The organism is Haloglomus salinum, assembly GCF_024298825.1.
Lineage (GTDB): Archaea > Halobacteriota > Halobacteria > Halobacteriales > Haloarculaceae > Haloglomus > Haloglomus salinum.
The window spans coordinates 2,541,279-2,561,964 of sequence record NZ_CP101153.1; the positions used below are offsets into that span (position 1 = coordinate 2,541,279).

Here is a 20,686-nt window from a genome sequence, read left to right on the forward strand (position 1 = left end):
CGAATGTCAAACGGCCCTTTGAGCGTCGGTCGTCGGGGCCGGCGCCGCCACAGCCAGCGTCGTCGCCCCCGGGGTCCCCACTCCCCGCGCCGTCGGTGCGAGCCGCTCGGCGTGCTCGACGGTGACGAACCGGACCTCGACGCGCACGTCGTGTCCGACGGCCTCGTCGATGCGCGCGTCGAGCGTCGACACCAGGCCCGCCGTCTCCCCATCCGGCGGGACCCCGACCGTGACGACGACGCCGGTGGGCCGCTGCATGACCAGCAGGCGTTGTTCGTACTCGACGGTGGTGTCGAGCCGGTCGACCGAGCCGTAGTCGGCAGCCAGCGCGTCGTCGATGGCCGCCTCGATGGCGTCCTCGGTCTGTGACTGCTGGTAGGAGTCGTAGGTGACCCCTCCGAGGAACACCGAGAGGACGGCGATGCCGACGAACAGGGCGCCGACGCGCTTGACCGTCGCCATGCGTGCGCCCTTCGCCCGGAGGAACCCCTCCGGCGTGTAGCCGGCGTAGTAGAGGACGACCAGTGCCGCGAGTTCGATGGAGAGCAGGTTGACGAGCGTGAGGACGCCGGCCGACAGGGCGACCGTCTCCAGCCCGTAGGCGATACCGATGCCGACGGTGGCGGCGGGCGGGATGAGTGCGACGGCGATCATGACGCCGACGAGTGCGGTCGAGACGCCGGTGGTGAGTGAGACGGCACCGGCGGTCCCCGCGCCGAGTGCGACCGCGAGCGAGAGGAAGTCGGGGGCGAGGCGCTCACGGACCTGCTCGATGGCCCGGGGGTCGGTCACCTGGACGAGGTTGGTCGACTCGACGAGGAAGGCGAAGGCCGTCGCCGCCAGCACCGAGAGGACGACGCCGAGCGCCTGGAACTTCACGCCCCGGCGGAACAGGTCGCCGTCGTCGATGACGGTCCCGACGGCGGCGGCCATCGCCGGCCCGATGAGCGGGGCGATGACCATCGACCCGACGACCGTTGCGGGGGAGTCGAGCAACAGCCCGGCGGTCGCGACGACCGCGCTCACGACGGTCAGCGTGACGTACGTCGACGGTGTCGAGGCGAGGCTCTCGGCCGTCTCCCGGAGCTCGACCTGCGCGATGCGGTCCTCGCTCGCTTCCTCCTCGGCGAACCGTGCCTCCAGTTCCTCGAACTGTCTCGAGGAGACTGCCTGGGCTTCCGTCACCACCGTGACCGCGTCCTCGTCGACGCCGACCTCCGCGAGCGACGTGAGAACCGGCTCGACGGCGTTCGTCGGGAGCGGGAACGTCACGACGTGCGTGTAGCGGTCGCTGGTCTCCTCGGTGACCGTGTAGTCGATGCCCTCCTCCTCGAGGAGGGCGACGACCTTCCCGTACGTCCCCGGCGGGAGCGAGGCGTGGACGAGTCGCACGGCCGGGGTTGTGGCGGGCCCGGAGATAAGTGGTCGTGGTTCGGCCGGTCCCCGTCGCCCGAAACGCCTTCCCCGGTCGGCCGCGAGGGGGCGGTATGCGCATCGCGGTACCCAACAAGGGACGCCTCCACGAGCCGACGCTCTCCCTGCTCGAACGCGCCGGACTCCACGTCGAGAACGGGAGCGACCGGAAGCTGTACGCCGACACGGTCGACCCGGACGTACAGGTGCTGTTCGCTCGGGCGGCCGACATCCCCGCCTACGTGGCCGACGGCGCTGCCGCGGTCGGCGTGACCGGCCGCGACCAGGTCCACGAACACGAACACGGCGCGGACCTCGAGGAACTGCTGGACCTGGAGTTCGGACGATGCCGGCTCGTTCTCGCGTCGCCCGAGGACGGCCCCATCCGCGAGACGGCCGACCTCGAGGGCGGGACCGTCGCCACGGAGTTCCCGAACGTCACACGGACCTTCTTCGAGGGGACCGAGGTGAGCCCCGACATCGTCGAGGTCTCGGGGGCCACCGAACTCACCCCGCACGTCGACATGGCCGACGCCATCGTCGACATCACCTCGACGGGGACCACCCTCCGGATGAACCGGCTCGCCATCGTCGACGAGGTGCTCCAGTCGTCCGTGCGGCTGTACGCCCATCCCGACCGGGTCGACGACGAGAAGGTCCGGCAGGTCGAGACCGCGCTCGCGAGCGTCCTCGCCGCCGAAGGGAAACGTTACCTGATGATGAACGTCCCGAGCGACTCGCTGGCCGATGTCGAGGACGTCATCCCCGGGATGGGCGGGCCGACGGTGATGGAGGTTGACAGCCGGGCGTCGGAGACGCCCGGTGAGGACGGCGAAGCCGCCGACGGACAGGACGCCGTCGCGGTCCACGTCGTGGTCGACGAGCGCGAGGTGTTCGAGACCATCACCCGCCTGAAGGAGGCCGGCGCCCGGGACGTCCTCGTGACCGAAATCGAGCGCCTGGTGGAGTGAGAGCGCACGAGGAGGGAAGGCTTACAAGCGCATGGACCGCACACTCGGGTGATGGACGACGAGGGGTCGGACCGGCGGTCGTCGGACGAAACCGACGAGCCGGCCGAGGACGCGTCCGAAGCCGTCGACGAATCCGAGAGCGACGGCTCCGGCGACGAGGACCCTCACGAGGAACTCTCTGACTCCGAGGACAGCTCCACGGACGAGGTCCACTCCGAACCAGATGATGCCGACGAGGGAGCCTACGAGCTGGAAGACGGCCCCACGGACGAGGTCGGCGACCACTCCCCCTCGTCCGAGGCTGACCCGGCCGCGGCAGCGGACGAGGCCGTCAGCGACGGTCCGTACGGGGGCGACGTGGCGGACGATGCGGGTGCGGACGCGGATGACGTGGCTGCCGACACGGACCCGGCGGCCGACGCTGGGGAGCGCATCGTCACGGACGATGCGGCGGAGCGCTCGCTCGAGAACGAGGTCGTCTCGCCGGGTCCGGAGGAGGACGACGAGGCCGACGAGACCGAGACGCCCGAACCGTCGCCCGAGCAGGAGCCGGTGTCGCAGTCGGACCTCGAGCCGGCAGGCGACCCCGAGGCCCAGTGGGGCCCGGCGGACGACGAGGAGTGGGAGGACCCGTTCCCCGACGTGGAGACGGAGGTCCCCGACTACGACGCCGACGACGAGGCGGTCGAGGCCTATCCCGCGAACCCGAACACGCCCGACTCCTCGGTCGAGACCGAGGACGTGGTGGGCGGGGCCACCGGACAGCCCGAGTCGGACGGCGGATACGCCGACCCGACCTCGACGACGACCGTCGAGGACGACTTCGGTGACGGCCCGGCCAGCGACCAGGAGATGCCACTGGCCGACCACATCGAGGAGATGGTCCGGCGGCTGGGCGTCGTCATCGTCGTGCTGGCGGTGGTCTCGGCCATCGTCTTCCCGTTCGCCGAGCGCATCATCAACTTCCTCTGGTTCTCCTACCTGCCCGGCCAGCTCTCGCAGTGCCCGGCCAACCCCAGCATCGCGAACGGCGGTGCGGCCTGTGCCCGCGTCTACAACCCGCTCGCGCTCATCTTCGCGCGGCTGAAGATGGCTTCGCTCGCGGGACTCGTGGTGTCGCTCCCCGTGTTCGTCTACGAGACGTACCTGTTCATGCGACCGGGCCTCTACCCGAAGGAGCGCCGCTACTACCTCGCCAGCGTCCCGACCAGTCTCGTTCTCGCCGCGGCCGGCATCGCCTTCGCGCACCTGCTGGTGCTGCCGGCCATCTTCACCTACTTCGTCTTCTACTCCCAGGACGCGACGGTCATCGCGTTCGGCCTGACCGAGACGTTCGACCTGATGGTCCTGATGCTTGGCGGGTTCGCCATCATCTTCCAGATTCCCCTGTTCGTCAGCCTCGCGCTGATGATGGGGCTGGTCACCCGGCGGTGGATGGCGCGCAAGCGGCTGTACTTCTGGGGCGCGTTCGCCGGCCTCGCGTTCCTGTTCAGCCCGGACCCGACCGGGATGGCGCCCATCATCGTCGCCGCGACCATGATCGTCCTCTTCGAGGGGACGCTGCTGCTGGCGAAGTGGACCGGGCGGGAGTAGGGTGACCGACGTTCCGGTTCCCCGGCGTTCTCGTGTCAAGGCAATGCCGAGTGTAAGGGCAGCGGCGACTGCGACGGAGTTCTGTTGGAAGCCCTCGCCCGCTCGGCCGGTGCGTGCGACCTCAACCGAACGGGCGCGCGCTGGCGGCTGTGCCCGGAGAGTCAATCGCGGTACATGCTGCGAGACTTCCGTCGACGCTGTGGCGCAGATATCTGCACGGAGCCGCGAACAATCCGGGAAAGATGGTGTTTGACGGTTATCTGTCCACTTCGCCCATGATGGTGTCCAGGCTTCCCAGCGTCGCCACGAGGTCTGGGACGAACTCGCCCTCGCTCATCTCCGGGAGCGCCTGCAGGTTGGAGAAGCACGGCGACCGGATCTTGAACCGGGCCGGGGTATCGGTGCCGTCGCTGCGGATATAGATGCCGAGTTCGCCCTTCGCGGCCTCGACGGCCTGGTACACCTCCGTGTCCGGCTCCGGCTTGATGGTCCGGGGGACGTTGGCCTGGATCTCGCGCTCGGCCTCCGGCCAGTCGCGCAACAGGTCGATGCACTGCTCGATGATCTTCGCCGACTCCTCCAGCTCGCGGAGCCGGACGAGGACGCGCGCGTAGTTGTCCCCGTCCGGCTCGGTGACGACGTCCCAGTCCAGCTCGGGGTAGTAGCCGTAGGGGTCGTCGCGCCGGAGATCGTAGTCGATGCCCGACCCGCGGGCGACCGGACCGGTGCAGCCGTACGACTTCGCGGTCTCGGGGTCGAGGTGGCCGGTGTCGACACACCGCAGCTGGAAGATCTCGTTGCTGGTCATCAGGTCGTGGTACTCCTCGAGCTTCGCCGGGAGCTCCCCGAGGAACGCCAGGACGTCGTCGAAGAACTCCTCCCGGGGCTCCGGGATGTCCCACGCGACGCCACCCAGCCGGAGGTAGTTGAACATCATCCGCTGGCCCGTGAGATCCTCCAGCCGGTTGAGCACGGTCTCGCGGTCCTGCATCGCGTACATGAAGATGGCCGTGAACTCGCCGAAGATGTCCAGCGCGTACGTCCCGATGGCGATGAAGTGGTTGGCCAGCCGTGAGAGTTCGGCCCCCATCGTCCGGATGACCTGGGCGTAGTCGGGCACCTCGATGTCCGCCAGGTCTTCCGCGGTTCGGGCGTACGCCCACTCGTTCAGCAACCCGGAGGAGAGCCAGTCCCAGCGGTCGGGGTACGGCATGATCTGGTGGCGGTAGGTCCCCTGCTCGCACATCTGCTCCTCGCACCGGTGGATGTAGCCGATATCCGGCTCCACGTCGGCGACCGTCTCCCCGTCCAGCGTCACGCCGAGGTGGAGCACGCCGTGCGTGGAGGGGTGGTGCGGGCCGATGTTGAGGAACATCGTGTCGCCGGCGCGCTCGTCGTCCTGCAGCGGGTTCACGTGCTCGCGGAGTGTGACGACCTGGGGCTGCTCCCGGTCGTAGTCCTCGCGGAGCGGGTGGCCCTGCCAGGTTTCGGGGAGCAGGATGCGCCGCAGGTCGGGGTGGTCGTCGTACTCGATGCCGAACAGGTCGTAGGCCTCGCGCTCGTGCCAGTCGGCGGTGTCGAAGACGCTCGCGCCGGACTCGCTGACGGGCCCGTCGTGGCGCGTCGGGACGACGAGCGCCGTCTCGAACGTGGGGTCGTCGTAGCTCCGGAGGTGGTAGACCGTCTCGAAGCGGTCGTCGTACTCCTGTGCGGTGACGCAGGCGCAGTGGTCGAACCCGGCGGCTCGCAGGCGCGCGAGCGCGTCGGCGACGGCGTCCGCGCGCACGACGAACGCCTCGCAGTTGCGGTGTGTCTCGCGCCCGACGATACGGTCTCCCAGCGCGTCGGCGGCGACGGCGGCCGGGTCGCGGTCGGCTGGTCCGTCCGGTTCTCGTGGCTGCTCGGTCGTGGCGGACTCCTGGAGGGCGCCCCCCGACTCTCGCTGCATGGATGAGGCGTGTGGCGCCGTCCCCGTGGCCGTTGACACGAACACACTAGCCTCCTCAAGTACCACTCTGTCATCCCGCCACGCTCATACTCGCCCCGCCCGTCCGTCCGGTAGTGACGACCGTCCTGTTGCTCCGGCACGGGGAGACGACGTGGAACCGCGAGGGTCGGATGCAGGGGTGGGCGCCGACGCCCCTGACCGAGCGTGGTCGCGAGCAGGCCCGCCGTGCCGGCGCGGCTATCGCCGACGCGTACGCGGTCGACCGCATCGTCGCCTCGGACCTCCGCCGGACGCGCGAGACGACCGTCGAGTTGCTGGCCAGTCTCGGCCTCGACCCCTCCTTCGACCGGCGGTGGCGCGAGCGCTCCTTCGGCGACCTTCAGGGACTCACCGTGGAGGCGGTGTTCGAGGGGCACCCCGAGTACTCGCTGCTCGCCTCCGGGGCTGCGGGCGCACGGGCGACACCGCCGAACGGGGAGTCGCTCGTCGACGCCCGGGAGCGTGTCCTCGACGGCTGGGACGCCCTCGTGGCGGGTGGCGACCCGGACGAAACGGTTCTGGTCGTGACCCACGGCGGCCCGCTCTTCCTGCTGCTCGCGCACGTCCGCGGGCAGGACTTCGAGACCGCGATGAGCGAGGGCTGGCCCGAGAACACCGCCCTCGCCGAACTCCGGGTCGACCGGACCGACGACGGCATCGCGGTCGACGTGGTTCGGGACGCCGAACCGCTGCACGACCCCATCGTCCCGCACGACGACCGCCACCCGGCCGGCCGGGACGGGGAGTCGACGGACGAGGGCGCGAGCGGCGACGGGGCGCTCGAGACGACCGCCGCGGTCGAGGAGCGGGTGACCGACCGGAGGGACGGCGCGGCGACACCGGCCGAGGGCGGCGAGGCGAGCGAGACGGAACACGAATAGGGCCACCTGCCCGAAGCCGTCGTATGACCACGGCGGTCGTCGTCCGGCACGGGCAGACGGACTGGAACAGCGAGGGTCGGATGCAGGGGTGGGCGCCGGTACCGCTGAACGAACTGGGACGCGAACAGGCCGTCGCCGCCGGCGAGTACCTCGCCGGAACGTACGACGTGGACCGGGCGGTCTGCTCGGACCTGCTTCGCACCCGCGAGACGACCACGCGCCTGTGCGAACCGCTCGGTATCGACCCAGGTGGCGACCGCGTCCGCTACACGCCGGCGTGGCGCGAGCGCGACCTCGGCGTCTACCAGGGACTCTCCTACGCGGACATGTACGACCGGTTCCCGGAGTTCGGACTCGGCGAGGCCGCCGTACAGGCCGCGGCCGAGACCCCCGAGGGTGGCGAGTCGCTGCTCGACCTCCGCGACCGCACGCTGGAGGCGTGGACCGACCTGCTGGAGCGAGCGGGAGAGAACGAGACCGTGCTCGTCGTCACTCACGGCGGCCCCATCCACTTCGTGCTTGGCCACGTGAAACGACTCGACGTGCGCGATGCCTTCCTCGAACACTCGATGGCCAACTGTGGTATCACCGTGCTGGAGCATCCGCCGGACGCGTCGGTCGCGGACACCGCCGACGCCGTGACGGTGGTCCGGGAGAACGTGACCGAGTGGGCGGACTGAGCTACCCGCCCGGAGGCCCCCGGCGCCCCGGGTGCGGGTCCATCGCACCGCCACGGGCCGTGCGACCCGGAATGGGTGGATGCTTTGTTCCTGCAGCCGCACCCCTCGCCCATGGTCGACGATTCCGTGGACGTCCCGGCACGGTGCCGCGAGACGACGGCCCCGTTCACTATCCAGTTCGAGACCCGCGGGGATGGCTGGGTCGCGACGGAGGCCACGTCAGCCGACGGAAGCGGCAACGGCGTCGGCATCCCCGACGCCGGCCGCCGTATCCAGGGCGAGTTCCGCTCGGGAACGACCTACGACGGGTGCCCGGACTGTGGCGAGCTGCTGTTCTTCCGGTGTGGTGGCTGCGGGCACCTCGGCTGTTACGACGGCTCCGACGCGGTCGTCTGTCCGTGGTGTGAGGAGCGGACCGTCATCCGGGGCGATATCGAGGAACTGGAGGGCGTCGGCCGTGACGACGACGGCCGGCCCTCGAAGACGGACGACGTGGGCGGGCTCTCGAAGCGGTGAGCCCCCCGACACGGGTGCCACCGGGTGACGACCGTGCCCGCGAGACCTCATGTGTCCCCGCGGCGTAGGCGGGCGTATGAGCGACACCGACGACCCGGAGGTCACTGCCGAGTTGCCCGACGCACCGTTCCACACCACCGGCACCGACCATGTCACCATCTGGGGCTCGAACGAGGCGGATACCCTGGCGTTCTACCGAGACCTGCTGGGGATGCCGCTCGTGCTCCGGCAGCCGAACCTCGACGACCCCTCGCAGACACACCTGTTCTTCGACACCGGGGACGGCCGCATCCTCACCGTCTTCGTCGGCGACCGGGCGTCGAACCAGGGCGGCCAGCGGACGCAGACCGGCGGGGTTCACCATCTCTGCTTCTCGCTCGACCCCGAGCGGTACGAGGACGTGATGGACGCGCTGGACGAGGCCGGCAAGCGCTACAACGTCTTCGACCGCGGCATCTTCCACTCGCTGTACACCACCGACAACAACGGCCTCGTCATCGAGCTGTCGGCGGACAAGTACGACATCCCCGACGACCGCCGGGGCGAGGTGCTGGCGACGGCCCAGCGGCTGCGGGTCGAGGACGGTGCCGACTACGCGAAGGACGAGCACCTCGCGGCCGCCATCGAGGAACTCGGACTCGACGTCGAGCAGTACGACCTGCCCGAGGCCGAGAGCGGCGTCGGCGGCGTGGAGTAACCGGCCCGCTCAGCAGACGGGCTTCGGGTTGACGCCCAGTTCCTCCAGCGTCGAGAAGTAGTCGTCGTAGGCCGCGCCGATGACCTCGTTCGCCGCCGCTTCGGCCTGCTCCCAGTCGTCGGCGTCGTCGGTGAGGATGTCGAGGAGTTCGACACCGTCGGCAAGGTGGTCATCGAGGTCGTTCCCCAGCCCCCGGAAGGTGCTGGCTGTCGTCGGGTCGGCCTGGCCGGTGAAGAAGCCGGTCGCCTGCGAGCGGTGTGCCTTCGCGACGAGCGTTCGACCGACGAACGCGCCCAGGCGCTCGACCGGCGTCCCGGCGCCCTCCATCGCCGCGTACAGGTCGGGCGCCTCGCCCGGGTCGTGCGCGTCGAGTTCCCCTGCGACCACCTCGTAGGCCTCCTGCTCGGCCTCGGCTGCCCCCGCGAAGAAGCCGCTCACATCGCTGTCGGCTGCTCCCCACCCCTCGTACGTCTCGGCGGCGGCGGCGTGGTCGTCGGCCATCGCCGTCAGCACGGCGTCGGGTTCCATCTCGCCCGCGGTGAGCGCGTACAGCGCCTTCGAGGAGCCCAGACGGGAGAGCTCGGTCTTGTTCGCTTCGCGAACCGCCGGCACGAAATCCTCCGGAGTCATGCGCGGCCGTTCGGCGGCCTGCGGTTTATGCTGGTCGGTCGTCGTGGTCGTCGCGGTCGCCACCCGGTTCCCGTCGGAGATGGGCCTTCCGACTCCCCGACCCCGGGAATCAGATGCCCGCTATATCTCGGGTCAGAGCGTCTCTCTAGCCGTGATGATGATGAACGCCAACCCCACTGCCGACCGCTCGATCCGCCTCTCCGGGCTGCGCGCTCCGTTCGGGCTCTGGGGCGTGATGGCCGGCCTCGCCGTCGCGAACGGTATCTTCCGCGAACTCGTCCTCGTCCCCCGCATCGGCGAGTACGCGGGACACGTCCTCAGCACCGGGCTGCTCGTGGGTGCCATCCTCGCCGTCTCGGCGCTGTACTTCACCCGGACCGGGACCGAGTACTCACGGGCCGAGCTGGCCACCGTCGGCGCCGGCTGGACGCTCCTGACCGTCGGCTTCGAGTTCCTCGTCGGCTACGCCGAGGGAACGCCCGTGAGCGTGACGCTCGGCCAGTACGACGTGCTCGCCGGGCAGGTGTGGATCGCCGTCCCGCTGACGTTGCTGGTGGCGCCGTACCTGTTCGGGTGGGTGCTGCGGGGGTGAGCAGCCTCGGGGTCGGGCGGCCCGCTCACCGACGACGGGGGTTATAGTCACCCGCGACCTACCCGCAGGTATGGACTGGAAGACCGACTGGGGACTGCGAGGACGGATGTTCCTCACGATGTTCCTGCTGTTCGTCCTCTACATCGTCTTCGTCGGCGTGCTCGCGGCGCTCGACGTGGGGCTGTTCGCCATCGTCGGGTTCATGGCCCTGTTCTCGCTCGGTCAGTTCTTCTTCAGCGACAAACTCGCGCTCTACTCGATGGGCGCCAAGGAGGTCAGCGAGGAGGAGTACCCGGAACTGCACGCGATGGTGACCCGGCTCTCCCAGCAGGCCGACCTCCCGAAGCCGAAGGTGGCTGTCGCCGACAGCCGCGTCCCGAACGCCTTCGCGACGGGTCGCTCGCAGAAGTCCAGCGCCGTCTGCGTGACGACGGGCATCATGCAGCGCCTCGACGAGGAGGAACTCGAGGGGGTGATGGCCCACGAACTGGCCCACATCAAGAACCGTGACGTGATGGTGATGACCATCGCCTCGTTCCTCTCGACCATCGCGTTCCTCGTCGTGCGGTTCGGCATCTACTTCGGCGGCGGCCGGAACCGCAACGGGCAGGTGTTCGTGGCCATACTCGCCTCGCTCGTGGTCTGGATACTCTCGTACGTCCTCATCCGGGCGCTCTCGCGGTACCGGGAGTTCGCCGCCGACCGCGGCGGGGCCGCCATCACCGGCAAGCCCGCGGCGCTCGCGTCGGCGCTCCTGACCATCGACGGCTCGATGGACCGGGTACCCAGCGAGGACCTCCGCGACCAGGCCGAGATGAACGCGTTCTTCATCATCCCCATCCGCTCGGGCGTGGTCGGCCGGCTGTTCAGCACGCACCCGCCCACGGAGAAGCGGGTGGAGGCGCTCCGAGACCTGGAGCGGGAGATGGAGACCTGACCGGGTGGCTGTCGACGCGTTCGGTTATCTGGAAAAGGCCTTTTTATATGGGCCAATTCGAATATAATTGGAAAATTGTAGACTTATAGAACGAATAATCTGATTATGTGTTCAGTTTCGGGGGAAGACATATGTCGGAGCGGTCGCGTGCTGTGGACCATGCGACCGACACGTCGACGCTTTCTGACGGCGCTCGGGGTGGGTGCGACCGGCCTGGCGGCCGGCACGGCGGCCCTTCGGGGAGCGGACGGCGGCGCTCGCGCCGGTGGTGGCACCTGGCCCCAGCCGGGCGCCGACGCCGGGAACACCGGGTTCGTCGCCGAGCGGGGTCCGCGGACCGGACGGGAACTGTGGCGTCACGAGGCACCTGGGCCGGGCACCGCGCCGCTGGTGGCCGGCGGCCTCGTCCTCCCGCCGAGCGCCCGACGACCGCTCGATGTGGCCACCGGTGAGCCGCGCTGGCAGGTCCAGCCGACCCCCACCGGGACCGCCGTCCCCGGTGGCCGTCGGACCCCGTACAACGAGGTGACGGCCGTTGCCGGGGACGTCGTCCTCGTCCGTGGCGGCGAGACGCTGTACGGCCTCTCGATTGCGGACGGGAGCCGAGAGTGGGCCCACGCGCTCCCGGGTCCGAACGCCGCCGTGACCGTTGCCGACGGGACGGCGTACGTCTGGACCGGGAACATGAGCCAGTCGGTCATCATCGCGCTGCGGGCCGCCGACGGGGCGTTCCGGTGGCGCTACCGGACCGACCCGGGTGTCGGCCTCCCGGCGGTCAGCGACGGCACGCTGTTCCTGAATATCGAGGGGCGGGTCACGGCGCTGGCTCCCGAGAGCGGCGAGGAGCGGTGGTCTGCCGACCCACCCCCGGCCCCACCGACCGCGGCCGAGCAGGCCAGCGGTGAGGACCGCGAGCACGGGTTCGCACGCTCGCCGGTCGTCGCCGGCGGCACGGTGTACATCGCAGACACGGCCGGCCGGCTCCACGCCCGCTCGGCGGCGGAGGGGCGCGAACTGTGGCGGTTCACGCCCGAGGAGCGGCCGCCGGCTGCACCCGGCGAGTCCGCGGCCGGCTCCCGCCCCGTCGTCGCTGACGGCACCGTCTACGCCGGGTTCGCGGACGGCCGCGTCCGTTCGCTCGACGCCGAGACGGGCGAGGAGCGCTGGTCGTTCCGGGCCTGGAACGCCGTCACCGGCACGCCCGCCGTGACCGAGGGGATGGTGTACATCGGCGGCAGGGACACGATGGTGTACGCGCTCGACCGGGTGAGCGGCGAGCGGCGCTGGGAGTTCTCGACCGGGAGCGGTGTCACGGGCATCGCAGTCGCGGGTGGGCGGGCGTACGCGACCACGCGACGTGGCGTCGTCCACGCCCTCGGCCATGGGGGTGGGGCCTGATGCGCCGGCGTGACCTGCTCGCAGGTCTCGGCGCGATTGTCGGGACTGGGCTCGCGGGCTGTGCCGGGTACTGGGAGGAGGACGTGGCATCCGAGGGCCCCTGGGTCACCGAGTCCGGGCCGGGGCCGGTCGAGCGCCAGTCCATCCGGTTCCACGAGTCCCGTCGGAACCGCCGGGTCCGCCGGGTCCGGGTAGCCTGGGACGGGGCCGCGAGTGCGGTCCACGTCACCGGGCTGATGCAGTACGGGTCGTCGACATGCTCCCGGCCCGGAATCCAGACGGTCCGCTACGACGGCGACGCCGACCGGCTGTTCGTCCGGCTGGCGCCGACCGAGCGCGACGGCGTCGACACCTGTTCGATGGACCTGGCATCCGACGTGTACCGCGCGACCATCGCGTTCGCGGGGTCGCTGCCGGCGACGGTCCACGTGGAGTCGGCGAAGACGTACCGGGGCCGGCGGCTGGGCGGGGACCCGACCACCGTCGAGCGCACGGTGAACCGCGCCGAACAGCGCGAGCTCTGCACGACCGACCACCCCGAAGGGAGCGACGCGGCCGAGCGAGCCCACTGGACCTGTCCGGAGCAGTACGTCCGCGCCGCGGAGAGCCACCCGGAGCGGACCCCAACGGCCACGCCGGAGGGGTGATCGTCACCGGACGACTGAAGCGTCGGGGTGGCGTATCCGGGCGCCAAGATGGGACTCCTCGACACGCTCCGCGAGGCGCTGGGGATGCGCGCGGAGGCCGACGCCACCCGCTCGGCGAACCCGGACGACCTGTTCGGGATGTCCACCGCGTACGTGACGATGGAGGCCGACCTCGACTATCGCTCGACCGGCGACGCCGCGCTCTGCTTCTCCGGCGTCGACTCGACCGATTTCACGGCCGCCGTCCGGGCCATCGAGGATATCCTCGCTGCGGGCGAGGAGGAGACGGGGACGGCGTTCGACGTGCGCACCGACGGGAAGGGGTACGAGTGGGTGGTACTGCACGACGACGACCCCGAGGACCTCGTGACGAGCGTCCACTTCGCAGCCGACGAGCTGGTCGAGCGGGGGTTCGGGTCGCGGCTGCTGGCGGCCGTCTTCGCGTTCGAGCAGCCCGACGAGGACTACACCGCGTACTGGCTCTACTCCTTCCGCCGGGGCGCGTACTACCCGTTCGTCCCCGACACCGACGGCCGGAAGGAGCGCGTCGAGCGCGCGGAGTTCAAACTGGAGACGGTGTTGGACGGCGAACTCGAGGTCGAACCCGAGAAGGAGTACTGGTACCCGCTGTGGCCCGACGGTGGGCGGCATCCGTGGGAGTGAGTTTTCGAGTCGGGTGAGCCGGGGCAAGACACTTGCCGCGGGCGTCCGCGCCCGGTCGCATGCGCCGCCGCCGCGCGCTCGCCTGTCTCGCGGGCGGGCTGGCCGGACTGGCTGGCTGTAGCGGGTTCGGGGGCTCGCGTGGCACGCCGGGCTCCGTCGGCGAGCGGCCGGCGACCGACACTGCCGCGCCCGCCCCGTACCGCCCGGGCGAGGTCGTGACTGTCGGCGACGCCGGGACCTTCGTGTTGCAGGACCCCCGCGTGCAGGAGGCCGTCTTCGACAGCGAGGCGGCAGGGCTTCGGCTCCGGCAGCAGGCGGGCGTGCAGTTCCTGCTGTTCGACCTCCAGCACCGCGGCGAGGAGTACTACCCGCCGCCGACGCTCCGACTCGACGGCGAGGCCGTGCCGGTCGAACGGTTCCGGACCCGTGGCGCCGAGCCGTTCGTCGCGCGGGTTCCGGTTCGGGCGGTCGGTCGTGCGACCGTGGCGCTGAACGGCGTCCGCTGGGCCCTCCCGGGGTCGGTGACCGAAAGCCTCGCACGCCGGCCGCGCTTCCGGGTCCGCGAGGCCGACCTGGTCGCACGTGGCGACGGTGCCGCGCTCTCCCTGACCATCGGGAACGACGGTGACCGGGACGGCATCTGGCGGGCCGTCGCGAACTCCCGGCAAGTCGACGACGGCGGGGACCCCATCAGCCTGGAGGTCCCCGCCGACGAGACGACGACCGAGGACGTGCTGTCGTTCGACCGGCCGCCGGCAGCGGTCGATGTCGCCGACCTCGGGCCCGACGACCGCGTCATCGACCACGGGCCGGACCCGGAGGGCTCGGTCGGCGAGCCCGTTCCGGTGCCCGGTGTGGGCGACGTGACGCTCACGGCTGCAGGCGTGCAGGAGGCCGTGTTCCGCTCGCACGACGGGGCGGGGCTCACCGTCCAGCACGACACCGACCGGCAGTACCTCGTCTGCTCGTTCACGGGCGCGACCGGGGGGCTCTCGACACCGACCGTGCGACTGGAGGGCGAGCCGCTACCCGCCGAGCGGGTCCGGCGGCCGAATCCCGGCCGGCTGGTCGCGGCGGTCGATCTGGCGTTCCAGCGCCTCCGGTCGGCCGAACTCCATGCCGACGGCGCACACTGGATACTCCCGAACGAGGTGGCGGAGCACCTCGCGAAGCCGGCCGCGTTCCGACTGCGGGCGGCGGCGTTCGTTTCGGATGGAGCCGACGGGACCGCGCTCGAACTCACCGTCGAGAACGTGGGGACCCGCGCGGGCGTCTTCCGGGCGCTGGCAGCGCCCGTCGACTCGGACGATGCGGCGATACCCCTGACACTGCCGGTCGAGGCGGGCGAACGCCGGACCGGCCTCCCGCTGTCGTTCGAGCGGCCGCCGTCGGCGTACACCTTCGACCCGGAGCCGGCGGCGACCGACCGCACCATCCGGTACCGCGAGGCCGACGCGGGGTGAGCGGACCGTCGCGTTCAATAGGACGGCTCCACACCGAGCGTCCGTGCAACGGCTCCACGCGCGCTACCCGTTCCTGTCCGCCGCCCGCGAGGCCGTGGAGGCGGCGGACGTGGACCTCGTCGCCCTCGTGCAGGAGGGCGGCCCGGCGGTCGAGCGCGGCGTCGAGCGGGTGCGCCGCGCACTGCTCGAGGGGACCGCCGAGAGCGAGGAGCGCCTGAGCGCGCGCCCGGAACTGCTCTCGTACCCGGTCGCGCGCGTGCTCGTCTCGCTGGTCGATGCGCCCGGCGCGACCGAGAAGTACGCCCGCGCGGAGGCCGCGCTCGCCCAGCGCCGCTTCACCACCGACTTCCAGGAGGAGCGCTCGCTCCAGAGCGGCGGCGAGACGCTGTCGCTCCAGCAACTGCTGGCGGATTTCGACCTCTCGGGCGACGTGCGGCCGACGGGCGACGGCCGGTTCGAGGTCGCCGTCACCGCGTACCTGCGCCTGAGTAGCGGCCTCGACGGGGAACACTGGCGGCTCGTCCGGCGGACGCTACGCGACGGGACGGTCCCCGTCACGAGCGACGAGCTGGAGACGCTCCTGCGCGAGGCTGTCCGCGAGCGGGTTGCCGACGGCCTCCCGCTGAACGTGCCCGACCCCATCGCCGACGCGCTGAGCGAGGAGGTAGGCCGCCTGCGGACGGCGGTCGCGGACGCGGACCCACCGCGCTCGTTCGCGGAGTTCGAGGTCGAGGCGCTCCCCCCCTGCGTGGACGCGCTCATCGACCGCGCCCGGGACGGGGAGGACCTGCCCGACAACTCCCGGTTCGCGCTCGTCGGGTTCCTCGCCGCGTTCGAGGAACTGGACGCGCACGACATCACGGCCGTCTGTGGCTTCGACGACCCCGAGCGGGTCCGCTACCAGCTCGACAGGCTCCGCGACGACCGCGGGGTCGCCTTCGCGCCGCCGTCCTGCGCGACGATGCAGGCCTACGGGGACTGCGTGAACAAGGACGACCTCTGTGCCGAGATCGTCCACCCGCTCTCCTACTACGCGCGGCGGACCGAGGACGGCGAGGAGGAAGTCTCCGCGGACTGAGCGGCAGGCGTTTTTCCGTGACGGCAGCGACGGCCGGACCGTCTACGAAGCCCTCGCGCTCTCGACCGGCCGCGACTCGCTGCGCTCCTCGGGGCCGGGTCGAGAGCGCTCGCCCTTCGATTCCGCCAGGGGATTGTATATGTCACAGGCGCGGCGTCCCTGCTCTTCCCCGGGTCGCGCGGCACTCGCGGGCAAGCCGCTCGGCACGCGCTCCCGGCCGGGGGTCGGTTGCTCGGCCGGCCGGTTCCGCAAACAGGAAGCGCGCGGGCGCCCTCACTGGCGAACCCGCGAGCGCTAGCGAGCGTGGTGAGCCGCTCTCGGCGCCGGCGCGGGGAGGTCTGGGGACACTAGTGCTCCGCTGGAACCACCACGCCCGAACGCTCGGCCCAACTGGCCACAGGGCGGGACTGAAAGGGGCCGCCCGGCTCGACCGTTCCCGGGCGACGTAAGCACCGCAGCGAACGTAGTGAGCGAGGAGCGAAGCGAGCCCCGGAACGTCGAGCCGGCGGGGGCTTTCAACAGGGTTCCATCGCGGTCGTCGCTGCTGTCGCAGGGAGAGCGGGCGGGGTATCCGATTCCGTCGTTGTCGGTCTCTGGTTCCGCCGTCGCTGTAGTCGCAGCCATCGTGAGAAGCGTCAGTGGTGGTTTTCTCACCGACCGCGCCACGATTTCGATTTCAACTGTTACCGCCGAGCCTATCGGCATATTCGCAGATATATGACAAAATATCCAATTAACTATCGAAACGTGAACTATGGGGGGAAATGGGCAGAAAAGAGATGCTGGGTGTGAAGGAGACTCACCTGTACGCGAACGCGGTCCCGACGCCGGCCATCACGAGGACGAAGGCGGCGATGGCGCCGACCAGCATGAGGCCGTCGATGTTCTTGCCGGAGGACATCCCGACAGCGACGATTCCGGCGGCGAACAGCGCGACGGCGGCGACGGCGACGAGAATCTCGACTATCGTCTCCCTGTCGGGGGCCATACAGCGGCGTTCCGCCGGTCAATTAAAAAGGGCTTCGAAGGCGCTCCCGAGATGCCGGTGCCGCCCGGTCGCGCTCGCCGGGCGGAGCGGCCGCGCTGTCGGCGTGTTTCACTTCCACCACGCTAGCGCGGGTCTTATGCCGATAGAAACCCTCGTTTCGGATGGAGACAGAAGTGATCGCACTTATGACGCACACAGAACACACAGCCGCGTCATCGGATGAATCGCAGTGGAAACGAAGGGGGGTATCACCCCCGCGTGAGCGTCCGGTACTCGAGCACGTGACCGACACCACCGCCGATGGGGGTGGGTCGACCACTCGGGCCGGTGGGGACAGCGGCGGCCATCGTCGGACCGGCGACCCCCGGCGGCCGCACGCCCTCGCTCCCGACACGAGTCGGCTGGACGGGCGCTCGGCCCGCGCGTGGACGGAGCCGATGGCGGTGACGGCGCTGGGCGAGGGTCGCTACGAGGTCGAGAACAGCGAGGGGCGTACCTACGTCGTCGACCTGCCCGAGAGCGACTGCACCTGCCCGGACCACCGCATCCGGGGCGAGTCCTGCAAGCACCTCCGCCGGGTGGCTATCGAGGTGACGCGGGGACAGGTTCCGGCCCCCGGAAAGATTCGGGGGACCTGCCGGGGCTGCGAGCGCGCGGCGTTCGTCCCCGAGGACGGGCCCGCGTTCTGCCGGGCCTGCCGGCTGGAGCCGGGCGACCTCGCGACCGACCGCGAGACGGGCGACGCCGTCCTCGTCGTCCGGGTGACCGACGAGCGCGCCGACGCGGTCGCGGTCGACGGGACGGGCCGCTCCGTCGCGGACTACGAGACGAACGACGGCTACCCCGCCGACGACCCCGTGGTCGAGGTGGTGTACCCGTTCGGCGGCAACGAACCCCTGACCGAGCGCCGGCGCTACTCGTTCCCGCACTCGCGGCTCCTGCCCCGCGACGCGGCGCTGGTCGACGCGGGCGTCGGCGACGCCTGAGGCGGCGCCCCACGAGCCTACTCCTCGCCCTCGAGCCCGACGAAGACGGTCTTCAGTTTGCGACCACAGTCCGGACAGCAGAAGCTCTGCCACTTCTCGGGGTCGAGGCCGCCGATGGTCTCGGTCCGCGTGGCGGCCTCGGCAGCCACGTCGCGGTCGCACGTGTCACAGTGGAACGAGTCCGGGACGCCTGGCACACCACGGCGTAGCCGTCGCGCTGCCGAGTGCGTTTCGCCCGGACGGTCGAGACTTCGCCGAGTCACTCGGGGGTCGGCCGCTCCCCCAGCGTCAGCGAGACGGTCCGTTCCTCCCCATCGCGGATGATGCCGACCGCGAGTTCGTCGCCGGGACTCGTCTCCAGCGCGAGGTGGATGGAGAGGTCGTTCAGCGTCTCGATGGGCGTGTCGTCCAGCCGGCGGATGACATCGCCGCCGGTGGGGACCTCGACGTTGTTGACCGTCTTCGAGCCGTCCGACCCGCGGAGGACACCGGTCGCCGGGCTGTCGTCGCGGACGCTGGCGACGTAGGCACCCTTCACGGCCGGCAGGTCGTTCCCCTCGGCGAGCACGGGCGTCACCGGCCGGAGCCCGACGCCCATGAACGAGTGCGTGTACTCGCCGGACTCCACGAGCGCGGGCAGCACGCGCTTCGAGAGCGCGGCGCTGACGGCGAACGCGATGTTGTCGCCCCCGCCGGAGTTGACCACGCCGACCACGTTCGCGTCCAGGTCGACGAGCGGGCCGCCGCTGTTGCCGGGGTTGGCGGCGGCGTCCGTCTGGACCGCGTCCGGGATGACGAAGTCGTTCGCGGCCGGGAGCGAGCGGTCGATACCGCTGACGATGCCCGCCGAGACGGACTGGCCGAGACCGAACGGCGCACCCACGGCGATGACCTCCGTCCCGACCGGTGGTTCGCGCTCGACGAACGAGAGCGGGGTCGCGTAGTCGGGGAACGAGTCGACGCTGATGACGGCGAGGTCGGAGTAGACGTCGGCGCCGACCACCTCTCCCTCGCGCCAGTCCTGCTCGGCGAAGCCCACCTCGAACGTCTCGCCCCCCTCGACGACGTGCTGGTTGGTGACGACGTGCCCGTCGTAGACGAAGCCCGAGCCCTGCCCGGCGCGCCCGTCCGGGCCGTACGCCCGGATGACCGCGACGCTCGATACCGTCGCCTCGTACGCCGCGGTGTACGGACTCGCCCCCTCGCCTGTCGAACCGGGGCCGCCCCCCGACGCGTCGGTCGGCGTGTCGGTCGCGCCGTCGGGCTGGTCGGTGGTACTCCCGACGAACCCGGTCGAACAGCCGGCCAGCGCCGCCGCTGTCCCGGCTGCACCGAGCAGGAACGCCCGCCGGGAGCGGGGCACGCTGCCCTCACCGCTGGTCCGCCCCCCCGGGCTGGCTCCCGTACCGTCACCACGACCGTCGTTGCCGTCGTTCACACGCCGGATTCGGCCGCCCCGGCCAAAGACCCACCGCCATCGGGCACGGACGGGGCCGACCCGGGACGCCGGCTCGGTCGGCAGTCCGTGCACGGGCACGGCTGCTGACCCGTGCGCTTTTGCTTGCGCTCGCCCTCGTTCCGACGATGACCGACGACGCTGCTGCCGACCCGGCGGAGGAGTCGCTCGACCCCTCGGTCCGCGAGCGGGCGGCGGCCGTCCGCGAGTCGCTGGCCGAGCTGGACGGCGTCCTCGTCGCGTTCTCGGGGGGTGTCGACTCCGCCGTCGTGGCCGCGCTGGCCCACGACGCCCTCGGCGACGATGCGGTCGCCTGTACCGCCCGGAGCGAGACCCTCCCCGCCGAGGAACTCGACGACGCCCGCCGCGTCGCCGAGGAGATCGGTATCCGCCACGAGGAGGTCACCTTCTCCGAACTCGACGACCCGAACTTCGTCGAGAACGGCGGCGACCGCTGCTACCACTGCCGGACGATGCGCCTGGGCGCCATGTTCGAGCGGGCCCGCGAACTCGACATCGACACCGTCTGCGACGGGACGAACGCCTCGGACCCCGGCGAGGGCCACCGCCCCGGCCTCCGCGCGGTCGAGGAGATGGACGCCTACTCCCCGCTGCTGGCCCACGATATCGACAAGGAGAACGTTCGCGCCATCGCCCGGGAGTACGACCTCTCGGTCGCGGACAAGCCCTCGATGGCGTGTCTCTCCTCCCGTATCCCGACCGGACTCGAGGTGACCGAGGAGCGCCTCTCGCGCGTGGAGAAGGCCGAACGCCTCCTCCGGACGTGGGGCTTCGAGCAGTTCCGCGTGCGCGACCACGACGGCCTCGCGCGCATCGAGGTCCGCGCCGACGAACTGGAGTACGCGCTCGACACCGACTTCGCGGCCGCCGCCCGCGACCACCTTCGCGACGCGGGCTTCGACCACGTCACGCTGGACCTCGCGGGCTACGAGACCGGCAGCGTCTCGCCCGAGGGCGAGACGGGGGCCGACGCCGACGACGGACTTCCCAGCGAGGCCGACGTGCTGGACGCCGAGTACCCGACCGGGGACGACTGACCGCGCCGCTCTCCTCCCGACCGTTCTGACCACCGCCCTTTACGGGTGCGTC

Annotated in this window: 22 protein-coding genes; 16 read left to right on the top strand and 6 right to left on the bottom strand. The window is 70.9% G+C overall.

Translation table 11 applies throughout. From position 1 onward, the window contains the following. Positions 1-6: 6 nt before the first annotated feature. Positions 7-1,392 carry a TIGR00341 family protein gene (locus NL115_RS12215; RefSeq protein ID WP_254829639.1) on the bottom strand — a complete coding sequence of 462 codons (1,386 nt, stop codon included), beginning with the start codon at positions 1,390-1,392 and terminating at the stop codon, positions 7-9. Positions 1,393-1,487: 95 nt separating this feature from the next. Between NL115_RS12215 and hisG the strand changes: the two genes are divergently transcribed. Continuing rightward, positions 1,488-2,384 carry an ATP phosphoribosyltransferase gene (hisG, locus tag NL115_RS12220; RefSeq protein WP_254829640.1) on the top strand — a complete coding sequence of 299 codons (897 nt, stop codon included), beginning with the start codon at positions 1,488-1,490 and terminating at the stop codon, positions 2,382-2,384. A 51-nt stretch (positions 2,385-2,435) separates the two neighbouring features. Then, positions 2,436-3,977 (top strand): twin-arginine translocase subunit TatC, encoded by a 1,542-nt coding sequence (gene tatC, locus NL115_RS12225; RefSeq protein ID WP_254829641.1) that lies wholly within the window; start codon positions 2,436-2,438, stop codon positions 3,975-3,977. 256 nt (positions 3,978-4,233) lie between these two features. Here tatC and NL115_RS12230 read toward each other — a convergent pair whose 3' ends face one another. Continuing rightward, positions 4,234-5,925, bottom strand: coding sequence for an NADH-quinone oxidoreductase subunit D (locus tag NL115_RS12230; protein ID WP_254829642.1), 1,692 nt, complete (start codon positions 5,923-5,925; stop codon positions 4,234-4,236). A 113-nt stretch (positions 5,926-6,038) separates the two neighbouring features. Here NL115_RS12230 and NL115_RS12235 point away from each other — a divergent pair, with 113 nt between their 5' ends. From NL115_RS12235 to NL115_RS12250, 4 genes are all read left to right on the top strand, one after another. After that, positions 6,039-6,845, top strand: coding sequence for a histidine phosphatase family protein (locus NL115_RS12235; protein ID WP_254829643.1), 807 nt, complete (start codon positions 6,039-6,041; stop codon positions 6,843-6,845). Between the two features lie 23 nt (positions 6,846-6,868). Next, positions 6,869-7,525, top strand: a complete 657-nt coding sequence (locus NL115_RS12240; protein WP_254829644.1) for a histidine phosphatase family protein — start codon at positions 6,869-6,871, stop codon at positions 7,523-7,525. Between the two features lie 111 nt (positions 7,526-7,636). Further along, complete coding sequence (locus tag NL115_RS12245) at positions 7,637-8,041, top strand: TerY-C metal binding domain-containing protein (protein ID WP_254829645.1); 405 nt, start codon at positions 7,637-7,639, stop codon at positions 8,039-8,041. 76 nt (positions 8,042-8,117) lie between these two features. Further along, positions 8,118-8,738: a VOC family protein gene (locus NL115_RS12250; RefSeq protein WP_254829646.1), complete on the top strand. Its 621-nt coding sequence runs from the start codon at positions 8,118-8,120 to the stop codon at positions 8,736-8,738. A 9-nt stretch (positions 8,739-8,747) separates the two neighbouring features. Here NL115_RS12250 and NL115_RS12255 read toward each other — a convergent pair whose 3' ends face one another. Beyond that, positions 8,748-9,368, bottom strand: coding sequence for a rubrerythrin family protein (locus NL115_RS12255; RefSeq protein ID WP_254829647.1), 621 nt, complete (start codon positions 9,366-9,368; stop codon positions 8,748-8,750). A gap of 154 nt (positions 9,369-9,522) precedes the next feature. Here NL115_RS12255 and NL115_RS12260 point away from each other — a divergent pair, with 154 nt between their 5' ends. The 8 genes from NL115_RS12260 to NL115_RS12295 all read left to right on the top strand — a co-directional run bounded on the left by NL115_RS12260 (position 9,523) and on the right by NL115_RS12295 (position 16,867). Further along, entirely contained in the window at positions 9,523-9,960 is a 438-nt protein-coding gene (locus tag NL115_RS12260; protein ID WP_254829648.1) for a hypothetical protein, read from the top strand. A 70-nt stretch (positions 9,961-10,030) separates the two neighbouring features. After that, complete coding sequence (gene htpX / locus NL115_RS12265; protein WP_254829649.1) at positions 10,031-10,897, top strand: zinc metalloprotease HtpX; 867 nt, start codon at positions 10,031-10,033, stop codon at positions 10,895-10,897. A 159-nt stretch (positions 10,898-11,056) separates the two neighbouring features. Further along, entirely contained in the window at positions 11,057-12,295 is a 1,239-nt protein-coding gene (locus NL115_RS12270) for a PQQ-binding-like beta-propeller repeat protein (RefSeq protein WP_254829650.1), read from the top strand. Further along, positions 12,295-12,942 (top strand): hypothetical protein, encoded by a 648-nt coding sequence (locus NL115_RS12275; RefSeq protein ID WP_254829651.1) that lies wholly within the window; start codon positions 12,295-12,297, stop codon positions 12,940-12,942. Before NL115_RS12270 ends, NL115_RS12275 begins: the two co-directional genes overlap by 1 nt. A 48-nt stretch (positions 12,943-12,990) precedes the next feature. Next, positions 12,991-13,605, top strand: a complete 615-nt coding sequence (pspAB, locus tag NL115_RS12280; protein WP_254829652.1) for a PspA-associated protein PspAB — start codon at positions 12,991-12,993, stop codon at positions 13,603-13,605. 59 nt (positions 13,606-13,664) lie between these two features. Further along, positions 13,665-15,068: a hypothetical protein gene (locus tag NL115_RS12285; protein ID WP_254829653.1), complete on the top strand. Its 1,404-nt coding sequence runs from the start codon at positions 13,665-13,667 to the stop codon at positions 15,066-15,068. Positions 15,069-15,111: 43 nt separating this feature from the next. After that, positions 15,112-16,146: a DNA primase large subunit PriL gene (locus NL115_RS12290; protein ID WP_254829654.1), complete on the top strand. Its 1,035-nt coding sequence runs from the start codon at positions 15,112-15,114 to the stop codon at positions 16,144-16,146. A gap of 466 nt (positions 16,147-16,612) precedes the next feature. Beyond that, complete coding sequence (locus NL115_RS12295) at positions 16,613-16,867, top strand: hypothetical protein (protein WP_254829655.1); 255 nt, start codon at positions 16,613-16,615, stop codon at positions 16,865-16,867. Positions 16,868-16,945: 78 nt separating this feature from the next. On the opposite strand, the gene NL115_RS12300 is transcribed toward NL115_RS12295, so the two are convergent. Beyond that, positions 16,946-17,134 carry a DUF7472 family protein gene (locus NL115_RS12300; RefSeq protein ID WP_254821241.1) on the bottom strand — a complete coding sequence of 63 codons (189 nt, stop codon included), beginning with the start codon at positions 17,132-17,134 and terminating at the stop codon, positions 16,946-16,948. Positions 17,135-17,415: 281 nt separating this feature from the next. Between NL115_RS12300 and NL115_RS12305 the strand changes: the two genes are divergently transcribed. Further along, positions 17,416-18,120: an SWIM zinc finger family protein gene (locus NL115_RS12305; protein WP_254829656.1), complete on the top strand. Its 705-nt coding sequence runs from the start codon at positions 17,416-17,418 to the stop codon at positions 18,118-18,120. A gap of 17 nt (positions 18,121-18,137) precedes the next feature. Here NL115_RS12305 and NL115_RS12310 read toward each other — a convergent pair whose 3' ends face one another. Next, positions 18,138-18,317, bottom strand: coding sequence for a hypothetical protein (locus NL115_RS12310; RefSeq protein ID WP_254829657.1), 180 nt, complete (start codon positions 18,315-18,317; stop codon positions 18,138-18,140). 62 nt (positions 18,318-18,379) lie between these two features. Further along, on the bottom strand, positions 18,380-19,459 hold the full coding sequence (locus NL115_RS12315) for a S1C family serine protease (RefSeq protein ID WP_254833086.1): 1,080 nt from the start codon (positions 19,457-19,459) through the stop codon (positions 18,380-18,382). Positions 19,460-19,704: 245 nt separating this feature from the next. Here NL115_RS12315 and larE point away from each other — a divergent pair, with 245 nt between their 5' ends. Further along, positions 19,705-20,634: an ATP-dependent sacrificial sulfur transferase LarE gene (larE, locus tag NL115_RS12320; protein ID WP_254829658.1), complete on the top strand. Its 930-nt coding sequence runs from the start codon at positions 19,705-19,707 to the stop codon at positions 20,632-20,634. Positions 20,635-20,686: the final 52 nt, after the last annotated feature.